The sequence below is a fragment of the Kribbella sp. NPDC020701 genome, assembly GCF_055562215.1.
In genome coordinates this window covers 266,340-281,893 of sequence record NZ_JBVHFT010000009.1, presented here as the reverse complement: position 1 = coordinate 281,893, position 15,554 = coordinate 266,340, and the positions used below count along the sequence as shown (strand labels likewise).

The 15,554-nt window shown below is 69.4% G+C and carries 14 protein-coding genes; 5 read left to right on the top strand and 9 right to left on the bottom strand.

The features are described 5' to 3' along the window. Positions 1–963, bottom strand: a complete 963-nt coding sequence (locus tag ACZ3HV_RS23090) for a DMT family transporter (RefSeq protein ID WP_465687045.1) — start codon at positions 961–963, stop codon at positions 1–3. Between the two features lie 120 nt (positions 964–1,083). Between ACZ3HV_RS23090 and ACZ3HV_RS23085 the strand changes: the two genes are divergently transcribed. The 3 genes from ACZ3HV_RS23085 to ACZ3HV_RS23075 are packed head-to-tail and all read left to right on the top strand — an operon-like array spanning position 1,084 to position 5,153. Continuing rightward, the gene (locus ACZ3HV_RS23085; protein WP_465687044.1) at positions 1,084–2,286 is read left to right on the top strand and encodes a cysteine desulfurase-like protein; all 1,203 of its coding nucleotides are present in this window, start codon (positions 1,084–1,086) and stop codon (positions 2,284–2,286) included. A gap of 37 nt (positions 2,287–2,323) precedes the next feature. Next, complete coding sequence (locus tag ACZ3HV_RS23080) at positions 2,324–3,895, top strand: alpha-amylase family protein (protein ID WP_465687043.1); 1,572 nt, start codon at positions 2,324–2,326, stop codon at positions 3,893–3,895. Positions 3,896–3,908: 13 nt separating this feature from the next. After that, a complete protein-coding gene (locus tag ACZ3HV_RS23075; RefSeq protein ID WP_465687042.1) occupies positions 3,909–5,153 on the top strand; it encodes an ROK family transcriptional regulator in 1,245 nt (414 codons plus the stop codon). Between the two features lie 36 nt (positions 5,154–5,189). Here the strand turns inward: ACZ3HV_RS23075 and ACZ3HV_RS23070 are convergent, their stop codons facing one another. Next, entirely contained in the window at positions 5,190–6,386 is a 1,197-nt protein-coding gene (locus ACZ3HV_RS23070) for an RNA-guided endonuclease InsQ/TnpB family protein (protein WP_465687041.1), read from the bottom strand. A gap of 103 nt (positions 6,387–6,489) precedes the next feature. Here ACZ3HV_RS23070 and ACZ3HV_RS23065 point away from each other — a divergent pair, with 103 nt between their 5' ends. Beyond that, positions 6,490–7,764, top strand: coding sequence for a glycoside hydrolase family 125 protein (locus ACZ3HV_RS23065; RefSeq protein WP_465687040.1), 1,275 nt, complete (start codon positions 6,490–6,492; stop codon positions 7,762–7,764). On the opposite strand, the gene ACZ3HV_RS23060 is transcribed toward ACZ3HV_RS23065, so the two are convergent. From ACZ3HV_RS23060 to ACZ3HV_RS23035, 6 genes are all read right to left on the bottom strand, one after another. Further along, positions 7,757–8,602, bottom strand: a complete 846-nt coding sequence (locus ACZ3HV_RS23060; protein ID WP_465687039.1) for an ABC transporter permease — start codon at positions 8,600–8,602, stop codon at positions 7,757–7,759. The genes ACZ3HV_RS23065 and ACZ3HV_RS23060 overlap by 8 nt on opposite strands. Continuing rightward, positions 8,592–9,491, bottom strand: coding sequence for an ABC transporter ATP-binding protein (locus tag ACZ3HV_RS23055; protein WP_465687038.1), 900 nt, complete (start codon positions 9,489–9,491; stop codon positions 8,592–8,594). The genes ACZ3HV_RS23060 and ACZ3HV_RS23055 overlap by 11 nt, the downstream gene beginning before the upstream one ends. 245 nt (positions 9,492–9,736) lie before the next feature. Beyond that, positions 9,737–10,402, bottom strand: a complete 666-nt coding sequence (locus ACZ3HV_RS23050; protein WP_465687037.1) for a response regulator — start codon at positions 10,400–10,402, stop codon at positions 9,737–9,739. A 21-nt stretch (positions 10,403–10,423) separates the two neighbouring features. Beyond that, positions 10,424–11,080, bottom strand: a complete 657-nt coding sequence (locus tag ACZ3HV_RS23045) for a response regulator (protein ID WP_465687036.1) — start codon at positions 11,078–11,080, stop codon at positions 10,424–10,426. Positions 11,081–11,156: 76 nt separating this feature from the next. Continuing rightward, positions 11,157–12,305, bottom strand: coding sequence for a sensor histidine kinase (locus ACZ3HV_RS23040; protein WP_465687035.1), 1,149 nt, complete (start codon positions 12,303–12,305; stop codon positions 11,157–11,159). A gap of 51 nt (positions 12,306–12,356) precedes the next feature. Further along, complete coding sequence (locus tag ACZ3HV_RS23035; RefSeq protein WP_465687034.1) at positions 12,357–13,046, bottom strand: FadR/GntR family transcriptional regulator; 690 nt, start codon at positions 13,044–13,046, stop codon at positions 12,357–12,359. Positions 13,047–13,160: 114 nt separating this feature from the next. Between ACZ3HV_RS23035 and ACZ3HV_RS23030 the strand changes: the two genes are divergently transcribed. Then, a complete protein-coding gene (locus tag ACZ3HV_RS23030; RefSeq protein WP_465687033.1) occupies positions 13,161–14,372 on the top strand; it encodes an alpha-hydroxy acid oxidase in 1,212 nt (403 codons plus the stop codon). Between the two features lie 3 nt (positions 14,373–14,375). On the opposite strand, the gene ACZ3HV_RS23025 is transcribed toward ACZ3HV_RS23030, so the two are convergent. After that, on the bottom strand, positions 14,376–15,515 hold the full coding sequence (locus ACZ3HV_RS23025; protein WP_465687032.1) for a sensor histidine kinase: 1,140 nt from the start codon (positions 15,513–15,515) through the stop codon (positions 14,376–14,378). Positions 15,516–15,554 lie beyond the last annotated feature (39 nt).

Sequence of the window (15,554 nt, the reverse complement as noted above, 5' to 3'; positions counted from 1 at the left end):
TCAGGTTGTCGCCGGCGCCTCGGCCGCGATCACCGGCTTGCGCCGCGGCGTCCTGAGCAATCGCTGCGAAACCGCGACCCCGAGCAGCACGACCAGGCCGCCGACCGGCTGGTACCAGGCGATGTGCTCGTGCAGCACGATCACGCCGACCAGGATCGAGAAGACCGGCATCAGGTACGTCACCATCGACGAGCGGCTGGCCCCGATCAGCCGGATGTTGCGCAGGCTGAGCACGAACGCGAGCCCACTGCCGAGCGCACCCAGCGCGACCACACTGAGCAGCACCTCGATCGACAGCGACCACGGCACCGGTGGCGCCTGACGGGTGACGATCGGCGCCACGATCGCCAGCTGGACCGTTGCGCACAGCAACAGGCTGGCCGACAGCGCCGTCCCGGACAGCGTGGTCCCGGCGATGAACCGCTTCTGGTAGGGGATCGCCAACCCGTAGAAGACCGCGGCGAGCATGCAGAGCGCCTGCCCGGTCAGATCCGCGCCGGCCTGGACGTGCCACGCGCCGAGGACGACGAGCATCCCGGCGAACCCGATGACCAGACCGAGGACCCGCTGCAGCGAGAACGTCTCGGTGCGGAAGATCAGGACGGCGATCGGCAGCACGATCAGCGGGGTGATCCCGTTCCAGATCCCCGCCAGGAGGGACGGAATGCGCTGCTCGCCGTACCCGAACAGCGTCCACGGAATCGCGGAGCCGATCGCGCCCAGGACGAACGAGTGCGCCCACAGCCGCGGATCCCGGGGCAGCGAGTCGCGTTTCACCGCCAGGATCGCCAGCAGTACGACGGAACCCGCGAGCACCCGCCCGAGGGCCAGGTAGAGCGGCGGGAGCTCCCGCACGCCGACGGAGATGAACAGGAAGCTGCAACCCCAGATCGCGGCCAGGGTCAGCATCGTCGGAAGCCAGGCCTGCAGCGGGGCCTTGTCAGGAGTCGTTACGGTGCTCACTCCTGACATCCTGCACTATCGAACCGACAGTCCGGAGATTTTTATCCGGCATCGGGCAAGCGCGGTGAGAAGTGGACAGCCGATGGCAGCAGGCCGGGGCGCCGGGAGAAGATGACGGCCATGAGTGCCTTCGACGTCGTGGCTGTCCGCAAGCAGTTCCCCGCGCTCGACGAGGGGGCGGCGCATTTCGATGGGCCGGGTGGTTCGCAAACGCCGCAGGTGGTGGCGGACGCGGTGGCCCGGACCATGACGTCGGCGCTCGCCAACCGCGGTCAGCTCACGGCCGCCGAGCGCCGGGCGGACGAGATCGTCGCCGGGGCCCGCGAGGCGATGGCCGACCTGCTCGGCACCACGGCGCAGGGCATCGTCTTCGGGCGCAGCATGACGCAGCTCACGTACGACGTCTCCCGTACGCTCGCCAAGACCTGGTCCGAAGGCGACGAGGTCATCGTGACGCGGCTCGACCACGACGCCAACGTCCGCCCGTGGGTGCAGGCCGCCGAGGCCGTCGGTGCGACCGTGAAGTGGCTCGGCTTCGACCCCGAGACCTCCGAACTCGACGATCTCGCGCCGCTCCTCACCGACCGCACCCGCCTGGTCGCCGTCACTGCCGCGTCCAACCTGCTCGGGACCCGGCCCGACGTGACGAGCATCGCCGACCAGGTCCACGAGGCCGGGGCCTTGATCTACGTCGACGGTGTCCACCTGACCGCGCACGCCCCGGTCGATGCGTCGTACGCCGACTTCTACGCCTGCTCGCCGTACAAGTTCTTCGGACCGCATCTCGGGGTGGTGACGGCGTCGCCTGAGCTGCTCGAGACGCTGCACCCGGACAAGCTGCTGCCGTCGTCGGACGCCGTACCGGAGCGCTTCGAGTTCGGCACCCTCCCGTATGAGTTGCTGGCCGGCACGACCGCCGCCGTCGACTTCCTGGCGGGTCTCGGCGGAACTGGATCGACCAGGCGCGAGCGGCTCCTCAGCTCGCTGGAGCTGGTCGAGGAGTACGAGGACGCGCTCCGGAACGATCTGGAGTCCCGCCTCGCCGCGATCTCTGGCGTCACCCTCTACGGCCACGCCGCACAGCGGACGCCGACCCTGCTCTTCACCGTCGAGGGTCATACGCCGGCAGCCGTCGCCGAGCACCTCGCTCGAGCGGGGGTCAACGCTCCGGCGGGCTCGTTCTACGCCTACGAGCCCGCCCGGCACCTGGGCCTCGGTCCTGCCGGAGCCGTTCGCGCCGGCCTCGCGCCGTACACCGACCAGTCCGATGTCGACCGTCTCGTCGCCGCGGTGGAGAGTCTTGACGGTTCTTCTGACCACTAACTAAAGTCTGTGGGGAAAGTCGCCACGAGGGAGTCAGGTGAGAGAACCGAGCGCAGTTTTCGTCCAGGCAGGCCCCTCGGACGGGCTGACCGCCGCAGTCCGGACCGGCACGACCTGGTCGGGCGCCGGGATCGAGGTCAGCTGGTCGGATGGCGCTATTGCCGTCACCGCGGCGACGGTGACCCGCGTCGCGGTCCGCTGGTCCGAACGGCTCCCCGCGGACGCCTTGATCCTCGGTGACGCCTGGGAACGCTCGTACGGCGACCTGCAGTGGCGCCACCAGCAACCCGAGCGGCTGCTGCCGTGGTATTTCCTCGCTCACGACCCGCGGACGGGTGCGACCGCAGGTGCCGGTGTCGACGTCCAGCCGAACGCTTTCTGCTCGTGGACCGTCGACGCCGACGGCTTCACGCTCTGGCTCGATCTCCGCAACGGCGGCGGCCCGACCCAGCTGAACGGGCGCACTCTTACCGCCGCGAACGTACGGTGGTTCCAGGACGCCGGAACACCCTGGCAGACCCTGAACGCAGCGGTCGCCTCCATGAGCACCCGGCTACCGGCGCGACCTGAGCCCGCGCCGGTGGTCGGGGCGAACAACTGGTACTACGCGTACGGCGAGAACTTCGACGAGAAGGCCGTCCTGACGGACGCGGCCACCATCGTCGAGCTCGCCGACGGCCACCCGGTCAAACCGTTCAGCGTGGTCGACGACGGCTGGTACCCCGGCGGCATCGCGTCGGGCGGCCCGTGGGACGCCGGTACCCCGGGTGTCTTCGACGACATGGCCGGCACCGCCGCCGCGATCACGGCGATCGGCGCCCGGCCGGGCCTGTGGTTCCGTCCGCTCCTGACTCGCGAGCCGGGTCCGTGGGCCAGTCCCGGGCCGCACGACAAACCGGGGCGCGCTCTCGATCCGTCGTACCCGGAGGTCCTCGAGCTGGTCCGCGCGGATCTGCGGCGGTTCAAGGACTGGGGCTTCGAGCTGGTGAAGCACGACTTCAGCACGTACGACGTGTTCGGTCGGTTCGGGCCGGCGATGGGCTCACGATTGACCGGTGACGGCTGGCAGCTCCACGATCCGACCCGGACGACGGCAGAGATCGTGCTCGCGTTCTATCGGGAGATCCGAGCGGCCGCGGAGGACGTCGTACTGATCGGCTGCAACACCGTCGGGCATCTCGCGGCCGGGCTGGTCGACGTTCAGCGGACCGGTGACGACACGTCCGGCCGGGACTGGGAGCGGACCCGGAAGATGGGCGTCAACACGCTCGCGTTCCGGCTGCCGCAGCACAACCGGTTCTTCACCGTCGACGCCGACTGCGTCCCGTGCACGCCGCAGACGCCGTGGGAACTGAACCAGCGCTTCCTCGAGCTGGTCGCGCGCTCGGGGACGGCATTGTTCCTTTCGATCGATCCAACGGCCCGGACGGAGCGGTCGGATCGCGCGCTGAGCGACGGTATACGGTTGGCGCTCAGTGGTGGTGACGCGTCCGGGATCGAGCCGCTGGACTGGCTCGTGAACACCACACCCAACGCGTGGCGCACGGGGAACGAGAGCATCCACTACGACTGGTCACGTCCGTGGGGTGCGGACCCGACTGCTACCTGACCTGGGGGAAGTTGTGAGCGTACGCCGAGGCACGAATCTGGATCGTGTCGGCGGGTTCAACGACGCCGTGGTGCTGGATGCGATCCGCCGCAGTCAGCAGTTGAGCCGTGTTGAGCTCGCCGAGACGACCGGGCTGTCCGGGCAGGCGATCTCCAACATCATCCGCCGGCTTCTCGACGCAGGGCTCGTTCGCGAAGCGGGGCGACTGCGTGGCGCCGGCCTGGGTAAGCCGCGCACGTTACTCGAGCTCGAACCCACCGGCCAGTACGCCGTCGGCGTCCACCTGGACCCAGCTGTCGTGACCGTGGTGCTGCTCGACCTGACCGGCGAGGTGATCGCCCGTCGTCGCGTGGATACACCGTACGCCGACGACCCCGGCGTACTGATCGACGGCATCGCGGCGACGATCGAGAACGTGATCACCGAGTCCGGCGCAGTGCGCGACCGGATCACGGGTGTCGGGATCGCCGCGCCCGGTCCGATCGACGTCGAGCGCGGAGTCGTGGTCGATCCGCCGAACCTGTCCGCGTGGCACCTGGTCCCGCTGCGCGACGAACTGCGCGAGCGGACCGGACTGCCGGTGCTCCTGGACAAGGATGTGACCGCCGCTGCGTCGGCCGAGAAGTGGGCCGGTGGAGGTGGAAGCTTCGTGTTCTTCTACCTCGGCACCGGCGTCGGCGCGGGCCTGGTGATCGGCGACGAGGTCGTCCGCGGTTCGTCGAGCAACGTGGGCGAGATCGGTCACGTGATCGTCGATCCGGACGGCCCGGTCTGCTACTGCGGCCGCCGTGGCTGTGTCGGCGAGACAAGCCAGCCGCGGTACCTGGTCCAGCAGGCGGTCCAGGCCGGAGTGCTTGCCCAGGGCATCGATCTCGACGACCGCCAGGCCGTGGACGCGGCGTTCGCCAAGCTGTGTGGACTGGCCGAGGCCGATCCGGGCGCGGCGCGCGAGATCGTTGCCGCACTCGCCGAGCGGATCGCCAAGGTGGTCGAGGACATCGCCAACCTGCTCGACCTGGAGCGGGTAGTGTTCGGCGGACCGCACTGGGAGCAGCTCGCGCCCCTGTTCGGGGACGCTGTCCGCGCCGCGCTGGATGGGCGATTCCTGGTCCGCTCGGTGCACCCGTTCGAGGTCGCCGGTACGGCGCTCGGCGTCGACGTCGGCGCGATCGGAGCGGCCAGCCTGGTCCTCGACCAAACATTCTCGCCGAACCCCTCGGTGTTGTTGGACAGCCGCGAACTCGTGCGCGAAAGTTGACGTCCTCCCAGCCCTCGGGACCGGGGATTCCAACTACTACGTGGAGGTAGCGTGTTGAGGTTCACGCTTCGGCGAGACCCGTACGGGCGTCTCTCGGCGTGCGCTGACGGCCCGTCCGGCCGCGATGTTGACAGCCGCGTTCACGTCCGCGTTCGCCCGGCGTCCGCAGGCTACGCATCGAAAGACCGCTTGGCTCTTACGGTTCTCCGGTGTGCAATGCCCGCAGACGCTGCAGGTCTGCGACGTGTATGTCGGGTTCACCTTCTCGACCCGTCCCGGTGCCTTGTGCTCCAGGCGACGTACGAGGGCGCCCCAGCCGTTGACCAGAATTCCCCGGTTGAGGCCCGCCTTGGCGCGGCGGCGGTTCGGCAGGTACGCACCTGGTCGTCCGGGGTCGGGTTTGGCTTTCGGGCGCCGGGTCATCTGGGCGATGCGCAGGTCCTCGACTCGGATGACGTCGAACCGCCGCGCGAGGCCGGTGCTGGTCTTCTCCACCCAGTCCTTACGACGGTCGCCGGCGCGGGCATGGAGCTTGGCGATCGCAGCCATCACCCGCTGACGGCGGTTGGAGCCACGGCGGCGCCGGGCGAGACTACGCTGCAACTGCTTCAGCCGTCCCCGCTCACGTTCCGACAGCCCAGGACACCTGAGGAGTTCACCGGTGGACAGGGCTGCCGAGACGGCGACGCCGCGGTCGACGCCGACGACGTCACCAGTACCGGGCGCGGGGATCGGCTGTGGAATCGCGGTGAAGGCGATGTGCCAGCGACCGGCTCGATCGCGGGTGATGCGGTACGACTTCGCAGCGGGAACGGCGCGGGACAGCCGGAACCGTACCCAGCCGATCTTGGGCACGTTGACTGCGGCCCACTTCCGGCTCCGCGTGACGATCCGGGAGGCCTGGGGGCCGACGATGCGGAATCCCTCGTGCTGTCCGGCTTTGCGCCACGTCGGTGCCCGGTGAGTCCCTCCGTAGAAGTTCCTGAGAGCCTGGTCGATGTCCCGCAGCGCCTGCTGCTGAACAGTCTGCGACCCGGCCCGCAGCCAGGCGAACGCGGATCGCGCCTCGGTCAATTGCCTGCATTGAGCAGCAAAGTTCGGCGTCGCTGCCTTGTCGCGGGTCCACATCGACCATTGCTCCAGCGCCAGGTTCCACACGTACCGGGCGTGCCCGCACTGCTGCAGCAACGCTGCGTGCTGCGCGGGCGTCGGGTACATCCGGAACCGGGACATGCCGCCTATCCAATCAGTCGGGACCGACAGTCCCCGATCCTTGAAGGGAGGGAGTCGCGGTTCTTTCCAGCCCTCAAGTCCGGGGTTCACCGCGACCAACTCGATGATCGATCCCGAGGTCCTCGCTCGCGCCACGGAGGCGGTGCACCGGGCGACCGGAGACAAGGTGATCGCGCAGATGTTCCGGCGCTCGATGGCGGACAACCTGCCCGCCGTCGCCGAGCGGCTGCCGGACGGGACGACGTTCCTGCTCACCGGCGACATCCCGGCGATGTGGCTGCGCGACTCCGCCGCTCAGCTCCGGCCGTATCTGTTGCTGTGCAAGGACGATCCCGAGCTGCAGAAGATCCTGATCGGTGTCCTGCACCGGCAACTGGAGTACGTCGTCCACGACCCGTACGCGAACGCGTTCAACCGGGAGGCGAACGGCGCCGGTCACGTCGACGACGACACCGAGATGTCGCCGTGGGTGTGGGAGCGCAAGTACGAGATCGACTCGCTGTGCTTCCCGCTCGAGCTGGCGTACCGGCTGTGGCGGATCACCGGGCGGGCGGATGTGATCGACGAGCGACTCCGGGCCGCGGGCGACGCGATCATCGAGCTGTGGACCGTCGAGCAGGATCACGAGGCGAGGTCGCCGTACCGGTTCCAGCGCGACGAGCCGGACATGTTGCCGTCGGACACCCTGGTCCGCGAGGGGCGTGGCCGGCTGACCCGGCCGACGGGGATGTCGTGGAGCGCGTTCCGGCCGAGTGACGACGCGACCGAGCTCGGCTTCAACGTGCCCGGGAACATGTTCGCGTCCGTCGTCCTCGGCTACCTGCAGGAGATCGCGGCCGAGGTGTTCGCGGACGAGCAACTGGCCGCGCGAGCCAAGGAGCTCAAGGCCGACATCGACGACGGCATCGCCCGGCATGGCACGGTCGAGCACCCGGAACACGGGCAGGTCTACGCCTACGAGGTCGACGGCGTCGGCGCGACCCTGCTGATGGACGACGCCAACATGCCCAGTCTGCTGGGGGTCCCGCTGACTGGCTACGCCGCCGCCGACGATCCGACGTACGCCGCAACTCGCAAGCTCCTGTTGAGCCCGGAGAATCCGTACTACTACAGCGGTACGCACGCCGCCGGAATCGGCAGCCCCCACACTCCGCCGGACCACGTGTGGCCGATCGCCCTTGCTGTGCAGGGTTTGACGAGCACGTCGGCGGAGGAGCGCCAGCGGTTGCTGGAGCTCCTCCGCGACACCACGGGCGGGACCGGTCTGATGCACGAGGGGTTCCACGTCGACGATCCGACCGTCTACACCCGCGAGTGGTTCTCCTGGGCGAACGCGATGTTCTGCGAGCTCGCCTTGGTCCACGCCGGGATCAAGTGACATCCCGGCGCCGGGTGGTCCAGGCAGCCAGTACGGCGAAGATCGCGCAGTAGCCCACCAGGGTCAGCAGGGCACGCCCGCCGCCGACCGCATCGCGAACTCCAGGCGGTGCGTCGGTGGCGGCCATGCCGGTCACACTGAACACCAGCGAGCCGGCGTTCGTGCCCGGCAATACGTTGGCGAGGAACTCGAGGTCCGGCAGCAGACTGCTCACCACGCCGGCCAGCAACGTCTCGATACCGAGGATCCATACCACACCGAGCCCGATCGGCAACGCGACGTTGCGGAAGGCAACGGCCAGGACCGCGCCGGCCAGGCACCACATCATCAGCACCAGCCAGCCGCCGCCGAGACCGCGCAGCAGGTCGACCGGTCCCGGCCAATCCATCGCACCACCTTCCGCGGCTGCGATGCCGATGCTGCACAGCGCGCAGGCGGCGAAGATGCCCAGCACCCAGACGGCGATCATGGTCGCGAGCGCGAGGAACTGCGCCACCAGCACCGCCCCGCGACCGGGCCGCTGGGTGAGGATGGTCTTCAGCGTGCCCCAGGTGTACTCGCCGCCGATCACGATCGCACCCAGCACCAGCGCGAGCGCCCCGGCGAAGATCGGGTAGCCCCCGATCGTGTTGTCCAGCACGCGTTCCGGGAGCATGCCGCGGAGGATCTCACCGCGCGGGATCCCGTCGGTCTGCGGGTTCTCGTCGCCCGTCGCGTAGCCCAGGTACGGCAGCAGGTAGCCGAAGATCAGGCTCAGCACCAGGCCGGCGCCGAACAGCACCCAGACCGCCGATCGCTTGCGGAGCTTCAGCAGTTCGGCTCGGTAGCTACCCAACATCAGACCTCTCCTTGCTGGTGGTGAGCTCGAAGAAGATGTCTTCCAGAGCTCGTTCGGTGCTGTGCAGTTCGGACACGGCGAGTCCGGCTTCGACGAGGACGCGGTTCACCTCGGCGGCCCGGTCCGGATCCACCTGGACCCGCAGCGTGTCGTCGTACTGGTGCACGGTGCCGAAGCGGGCCAGGATCGCCTGCGCCTGGTCCTTCGGGGTGGCTCGCACGACCAGTTCCTGCTCGCCGCGCAGCTCCTCGACGTTGTGCTCGGCAACCATCCGGCCGGCGTCGATGATCCCGACCCGGTCGCAGATCTGCTGCACCTCGCCGAGCAGGTGGCTGGACAACAGCACGGTCCGGCCGCCGGAGCCGAGTTCGCGGATCAGCCGGCGCATGTCCCGCATGCCCGCCGGGTCCAGCCCGTTGGTCGGCTCGTCCAGGATCACCAGCTCGGGATCCTTCAGCAACGCCGCCGCAACTCCGAGCCGCTGCTTCATCCCCAGGGAGTACGTCGAGAACCGGTCCCGCGCGCGATCGTCGAGATCGACCAGCTCCAGCACCTCGTCGACCCGCCGGCGTGGCACCTCGGCGTACTCGGCGAGCAGCCGCAGGTTGTCCAGGCCGGACAGGTACGGGTAGAACGCCGGCGACTCGATCATCGACCCGGTCCGCCCCAGTACGTCGGCCTGTCCCGGGCGGCCACCGAGCACCCGCACCACACCGCTCGTCGGGGCGATCAGCCCGGTGAGAATCCGGAGCGTCGTCGTCTTCCCGGCACCGTTCGGCCCCAGGAACCCGTAGACCTCTCCAGGCCGCACCGTCAGATCGACACCATCGACCGCGAGGGTGTCGCCGTATCTCTTCGTCAGACCAGTGACCTCAACTAGCGCATCCATACCCCAGAGCGTGCCGGTCGAGGCCGGTCCGCCGCGTCGCCCCGCGGGAGTGACCGCTCCTACCGCGCTCGGAGTACGGCGGTGACCTCGGCGTGTGCAGCTCGACAGGACGTATACCTCCACTCAAGAGGCAGCGGCTGGTCGCATGAGCGTACGTCCGCCCATCAGATGCAGACACGTCCTGTCGAAATGCCCCGGCCGGGGTGCTTCATGCGCACACCCTCGGCCTTCGAGTAGATCGAAGGTCAACCTAGCCAACCGGGGCGGACGAGGCCGGTCTGGTAGGCGACGACGACCAGCTGGGCGCGGTCGCGGACGCCGAGTTTGATCATCGCGCGGCTGACGTGAGTCTTGGCCGTTGCCGGGCTGAGCACGAGCCGCTCGGCGATCTCGTCGTTCGACAGGCCCTCGCCGACCAGCGCGACGATCTCCCTCTCGCGTTCGGTCAGGACGTCGAGTTCCTTGCTGGCATGGGGTTGCCGGCTGCGGGACGCGAACTCGGCGACCAGCCGCCGGGTGACACCGGGAGAGAGCAGCGCGTCGCCGCGGGCGACGACCCGGACCGCCTGCAGCAGCTCGACCGGTTCGGTGTCCTTCACCAGGAACCCGCTGGCCCCGACTCGCAAGGCCTCGAAGACGTACTCGTCGAGGTCGAACGTCGTCAGGATCACCACATGTACGTCGGCCAGGTCCGCGTCGGCGCCGATCTGCCGGGTCGCCTCCAGCCCGTCGGTGCCCGGCATCCGGATGTCCATCAGCACCACGTCGGGCTTCTCCGCCCGCGCCACCCGAACCGCTTCCGCGCCGTCCGACACCTCGCCGACCACCGTGATGTCGTCCTCGGAGTTCAGCAGTGACCGGAACCCGGCCCGCACCAACGCCTGATCGTCCGCCAGCAGCACTCTGATCATGCGCTCACGCTAGAGCATGCTTCAGGCCAGGCCGGCGTCGTGGGCCAGGAGAGCGATCTGGGTGCGGTTGCCGAGCTCCAGCTTGGTGAGGATGTGGGAGATGTGCGCCTTCACCGTCGCCACGCTCATGTAGAGCTCGGACGCGATCTGCGCGTTCGCCTTGCCCTGGGCGACCGCAAGCATCACGTCGTACTCGCGGGGGGACAGCCGTTGCAGCGACGCCTGCGCGACAGTGTGCGCGTCGGCCTGGGTCGCGGCCCGGTCCATCAGCCGTCGGGTGATCGCGGGCGACAGGATCGGATCGCCGGCCGCGACGCGCCGTACTGCCTCGACGATCTGCGCGGGTGGCGTGTCCTTCAGGAGGAACCCACTCGCCCCGGCGCGGAGCGCGTGCAGCACGTTCTCGTCGGTGTCGAACGTGGTGAGGACGACGACGTCGGGTGGGTTGGTCCGGGCCCGCAGCCGCCGGGTCGCGACGATCCCGTCCACCCGCGGCATCCGCAGGTCCATCAGCACGATGTCCGGAAAGTGCGCGTCGACCGCGGCCGGTACCTCGTCGCCGTCGGCGGCCTGGCCGACCACGGCGATCCCGTTCGCCCCGTCGAGCATCATCTCCAGGCTCGCCCGCACCAACGCGTCGTCGTCTACCACCAGAACGCGGATAGTCGGCAGACTCATCCGCGTCCTCGCTTCGCTCCGGGCGCGGCTGAGGCACAAGTCAGGCTGTACTTGATGATGAACTCGCTCCGCTCGCTCATGCGGGCCACGGTAGCGAGGCCTCGAGCCGGAAGCCGCCGCCGGGCACCCGGCCGTGGTCCAGCGTGCCGCCGGCGAGCTGCACCCGCTCGGTCAGCCCGACCAGCCCGGTCCCGCTGCCCGGCGTCAGCGATGTCCCGTTCGACCCCCGATTGGTCAGCTCGATCCGCAGCCCGTCACCCGGTGCGCCGGCCACGGTGAGCGTGACCGGATGACCGGCCGCGTGCTTGCGGGCGTTCGTGAGTCCTTCCTGCACGATCCGGTACGCCGTCCGCCCGGTTGCCGGAGGCAACGAGGTGGCGTCGGTGACCCGGTCGTCGTACGAGATCGCCGTACCCGCCTGCCGGGACTCGTCGACCAGCGCGTGGACGTCGCCGAACGTCGGCTGCGGCCGGCCGCCCGGGAGGTCGTCGATCTCGGTGTCGCGGAGCACGCTGATCACCTCGCGCAACTCGTCGAGTGCCTGGTGAACGCCGGTGCGGATCACCCCGGCGGCCTGGGCGAGCCGCTCGGGTGACGAATCCGGCCGGTACTCGAGGGCACCGGCGTACGTCGCCAGCAGGGACAGGCGATGCGCGAGTACGTCGTGCATCTCGCGAGCCATCTGGGTCCGTTCGAGGGTCCGCGCCTCGGCGACCCGGCGGCCCTGCTCGGCTTCGGCCCGGCGGGCACGCTCTCGCAGCGAGCCGAGCAGTTGCTGCCTGGCCTGAATCCACTGACCCCAGCCGAGCAACGCGGCGTGGATGGCGAAGTCGAGCACCGCGAACCAGAGGAACGGGAGATTCCCGATCGGATACAGCAGGCCCTGGACCAGGTGTGCAGTGGCCTGGAACAGCGCGACGAGGACCGCGGTGCGCAATGGGAACCGCAGCGCGATGGTCAGGGTCGAGGCCGTCGACGCAGGCGTCGCCGCGGGGGAGATGGCGGCCAGGACACCCAGCGCGATCGCCGTCGGGATCGGGCGGCGCGGCAACAGCAGCATCAGCCCCGTCGCGACAACCCCGACCACGATGTCGAGCGGCAGCCGATGGTGCTGCGTGGCGTCGGACGCCCGCCCGACGATCGTCAGCGCCGACAGCAACCCGATGGCGGTCACGGCCGACACAGTGGCCGCCCGGCTCGGCCGAGGCGTCACACAACTGTCCATGCCGCGACCCTAGGCCGCGACCTCACCCGCCCACCACCGACCAAAGTCGAACTAGAGCTGAGCCGCTTGATAGAAGCCTCGGATGTGCGCGGTCACCAAGTCGGCCGCGCGATCCGGCTCGCCGCCGCGAACCGCCTCGACGATTGCCCGGTGCTCGGCTCGCAACCCCACCGCCGTCGCCTCCCAGTCCAGCAGATTCGGTACGGCCGCCATCACGTAGCCGTGGATCGCCGACCGCAACGACGCCATCACCGCCGCGATCAGCACGTTGCCGGCGAGCCCCGACAGCGCCACATGGAACTCCGCGTCGAGCAGATGGAACTCCTCGGGGGTCAATCCGGTCGCGTCCATCCGGTCGAGCAGTTCCTCGGCGACCTTGAGCTCTCCGGCCGCCACCTCGCGTCCGGCCGCCTCCCGGGCTGACCAGGACTCCAGCAGGACGCGGGTCTGTACGACGTCGTCCATCGGCAGGTGATTCGTTGCCAGATGCAACCGCAGTACGGCGGTCAGCGGCGACACCGGCTCCGCCACGATCACCGCACCGGCCTCCGGCCCGGACCCGGTCGCAGTCCGTACGACGCCCATCGCCTCGAGCACCCGGACCGCTTCGCGGACCGAGGGCCGGCTGATCCCGAGCTGCTCGGCCAGCACCCGCTCACCGGGCAGCCGACCGCCGATCCGCAGCCGCCCGGCGGCCAGGTCCGCCTCGACCCGGTGCAGGACCAGCTCGTAGTTCTTCACGCGGACACCCTACCCGTGTGGTCGGACCACAGGGTATGGTGTGGTCCGACCACAGGGTCAGGCGACGGCTCGCCGTACCGCCTGATCGTCCGTCCTGCCGGCCCCGGAGTCCTGATGACCGATCGACAGCTGCCCAAATGGTCCGAGCTGAAGCCGCTGCTGCGGCCCAAGCCGATCACCGTGAACCGGACCGACCGCCGGCTCGAGAAGGCGCTGACCATCGCGGACCTGCGGGCGATCGCCAAGCGCCGGACACCGCGGTCGGTGTTCGACTACACCGACGGCGCGGCCGAGGCGGAGATCAGCCTGCGCCGGGCCCGCGACCTGTTCGCCGAGATGGAGCTGCAGCCGTCGATCCTGCGCAACGTCTCCGAGATCGACCTCGGGACGTCGATCCTGGGCGGGCGTTCGGAGCTGCCGTTCGCGTTCGCGCCGACCGGGTTCACCCGGATGATGAACCACGAGGGTGAGAGCGCGGTCGTCAAGGTCGCCGAGCAGCTCGGGATCCCGTACGCGCTGTCCACGATGGGCACGACGTCGATCGAGGACGTTGCGGCCGCGGGGCCGAAGGCGCGGAAGTGGTTCCAGCTGTACGTGTGGAAGGACCGGGACGCGGGGGAGGACCTGGTCAAGCGGTCCGCGGCCGCGGGGTACGAGGCGCTGATGCTGACGGTCGACGTACCGGTCGCCGGCGCGCGGCTGCGCGATGTCCGCAACGGCTTCACCATCCCGCCGTCGCTCACGGCGAAGACCGTGCTGGACGCGTCGTTGCACCCGGCCTGGTGGGCCAACCTGCTGACCACGCGGCCGCTGACGTTCGCGTCGCTGTCCAACTGGGACGGTACGGTCGCCGAGCTGCTGGACAAGCTGTTCGATCCGACCATGACGATCGAAGACCTGAACTGGCTGCGCTCGATCTGGGACGGACCGTTGATCGTCAAGGGCATCCAGACCGTCGAGGACGCGCGCCGGGTGGTCGACGCCGGCGCCGACGCGATCGTGCTGTCGAACCACGGCGGCCGTCAGCTCGACCGTGCCCCGACGATGCTGCGCATCCTCCCCGAGGTCCGCAAAGCCGTCGGCACGGACGCCGAGATCTACCTCGACACCGGCATCATCTCGGGTGCGGACATCGTCGCCTCGATCGCCCTTGGTGCCGACGCCTGCCTGGTCGGCCGCGCGTACCTCTACGGCCTGATGGCCGGCGGTGAACGCGGCGTCGCCCGGGCCGCGGAGATCCTCACCAAGGAGGTCCGCCGCACCATGGCCCTGCTAGGCGTGTCCCGGGTAGCCGACCTGAACCCCTCGCACGTCCGTCTGCCGTAAGGCTTACAGGGGCAGCGTGGCGACGATGCGAAGGCCGCCGGCGGGGGTGCGGGTGGCAGTGAGGGTGCCGCCGAGCGCTGTGGCACGTTCGCGCATGCCGATGATGCCGTTGCCTTCGTTCGGCGGGCCGGCGAGCGACTGACCATCGTCGTCGACCTGGAGTACGAGCGATTGGTCGCCGTACTGGATCCGCACCGTCGCCGCGGTCGCCTTGGCGTGCCGGACGATGTTGGTGAGCGACTCCTGGATGATCCGGAACGCGGCGCGGTCGAGTCCGGTCGGCAGTGGCTGCGGTTCGCCGCGGATGACCGTGTGGACCTCCAGTCCGGCCCGGGACGTGCGGCTGACCAGGTGCTCCAGCCGTTCCAGCCCGGCGACCGGTTGCCGGGGCGCTGACTCGTCCGACTGCCGCAGGATCCCGACGATCGACCGCAGCTCCACCAGTGCTTCCTTGCTCGCGTCCTTGATCGCCGACAGCGCCGGACCGGCCTGTTCGGGCTGCCGATCGACGAGGTGCAGCGCGGTCGAGGCCTGCACGTTGATCAACGAGATGTGGTGTGCCACCACGTCGTGCAGCTCCTGCGCGATCCGCAACCGCTCCTCACCGGCCTGCCGCAGCTCGGCTTCCTTCCGCGTTCGCGCCGCCGCTGTCACTCGGTCGCGGTGCGCTCGGAAGAGCTCGGCGACGAACCCCAGTACGACGAAACACGTGCCGACCAGGAGGATCTGGTAGACGCCGTCCTCGTTGATCCCGAGCAGCATCCGGCCGCCGACATGGCCGATGTAGAGGGCGGTCAGCGCCGACCAGCCCGCGAGCCGGTTGCCGAGCCGGATGTTGGTGAAGACGGCGATGATGAACGGAAAGATGACCGCGCCGTACGGATACTGCATCAGCATGTAGACAAGCGTCGCGACGACGGTTGCCCACAGCACCGGAATCGGGTGGGTCCGGAGCCAGTACAGCGCCAGCGACGCCTTCAGCAGCAGCAGGACCATGAACCAGTCGGCGGCGCGGCGATCCGGCTGCCCGTTGGCCGCCCCGAACGAGCCGACCACCGCGACGAAGGCCATCACCAGCGGCAGCGCGATCCGGCGGACCCGGGCCCCGAGGGTCGGGTCGCGCAGCGGCTCAGTCGTGGTCACAGTACGAAACCGTAGAGCGCGGGCGGGCAGGTGTCATCG

What these genes read in the sequence shown, in the direction of transcription:
- ACZ3HV_RS23085 (WP_465687044.1), top strand. Translation starts at nt 1,084, where the DNA reads ATGAGTGCCTTCGACGTCGTGGCTGTCCGCAAGCAGTTCCCCGCGCTC.
- ACZ3HV_RS23070 (WP_465687041.1), bottom strand. Translation starts at nt 6,386, where the DNA reads ATGTCCCGGTTCCGGATGTACCCGACGCCCGCGCAGCACGCAGCGTTG.
- ACZ3HV_RS23065 (WP_465687040.1), top strand. Translation starts at nt 6,490, where the DNA reads ATGATCGATCCCGAGGTCCTCGCTCGCGCCACGGAGGCGGTGCACCGG.
- ACZ3HV_RS23060 (WP_465687039.1), bottom strand. Translation starts at nt 8,602, where the DNA reads ATGTTGGGTAGCTACCGAGCCGAACTGCTGAAGCTCCGCAAGCGATCG.
- ACZ3HV_RS23055 (WP_465687038.1), bottom strand. Translation starts at nt 9,491, where the DNA reads ATGGATGCGCTAGTTGAGGTCACTGGTCTGACGAAGAGATACGGCGAC.
- ACZ3HV_RS23050 (WP_465687037.1), bottom strand. Translation starts at nt 10,402, where the DNA reads ATGATCAGAGTGCTGCTGGCGGACGATCAGGCGTTGGTGCGGGCCGGG.
- ACZ3HV_RS23045 (WP_465687036.1), bottom strand. Translation starts at nt 11,080, where the DNA reads ATGAGTCTGCCGACTATCCGCGTTCTGGTGGTAGACGACGACGCGTTG.
- ACZ3HV_RS23040 (WP_465687035.1), bottom strand. Translation starts at nt 12,305, where the DNA reads ATGGACAGTTGTGTGACGCCTCGGCCGAGCCGGGCGGCCACTGTGTCG.
- ACZ3HV_RS23030 (WP_465687033.1), top strand. Translation starts at nt 13,161, where the DNA reads ATGACCGATCGACAGCTGCCCAAATGGTCCGAGCTGAAGCCGCTGCTG.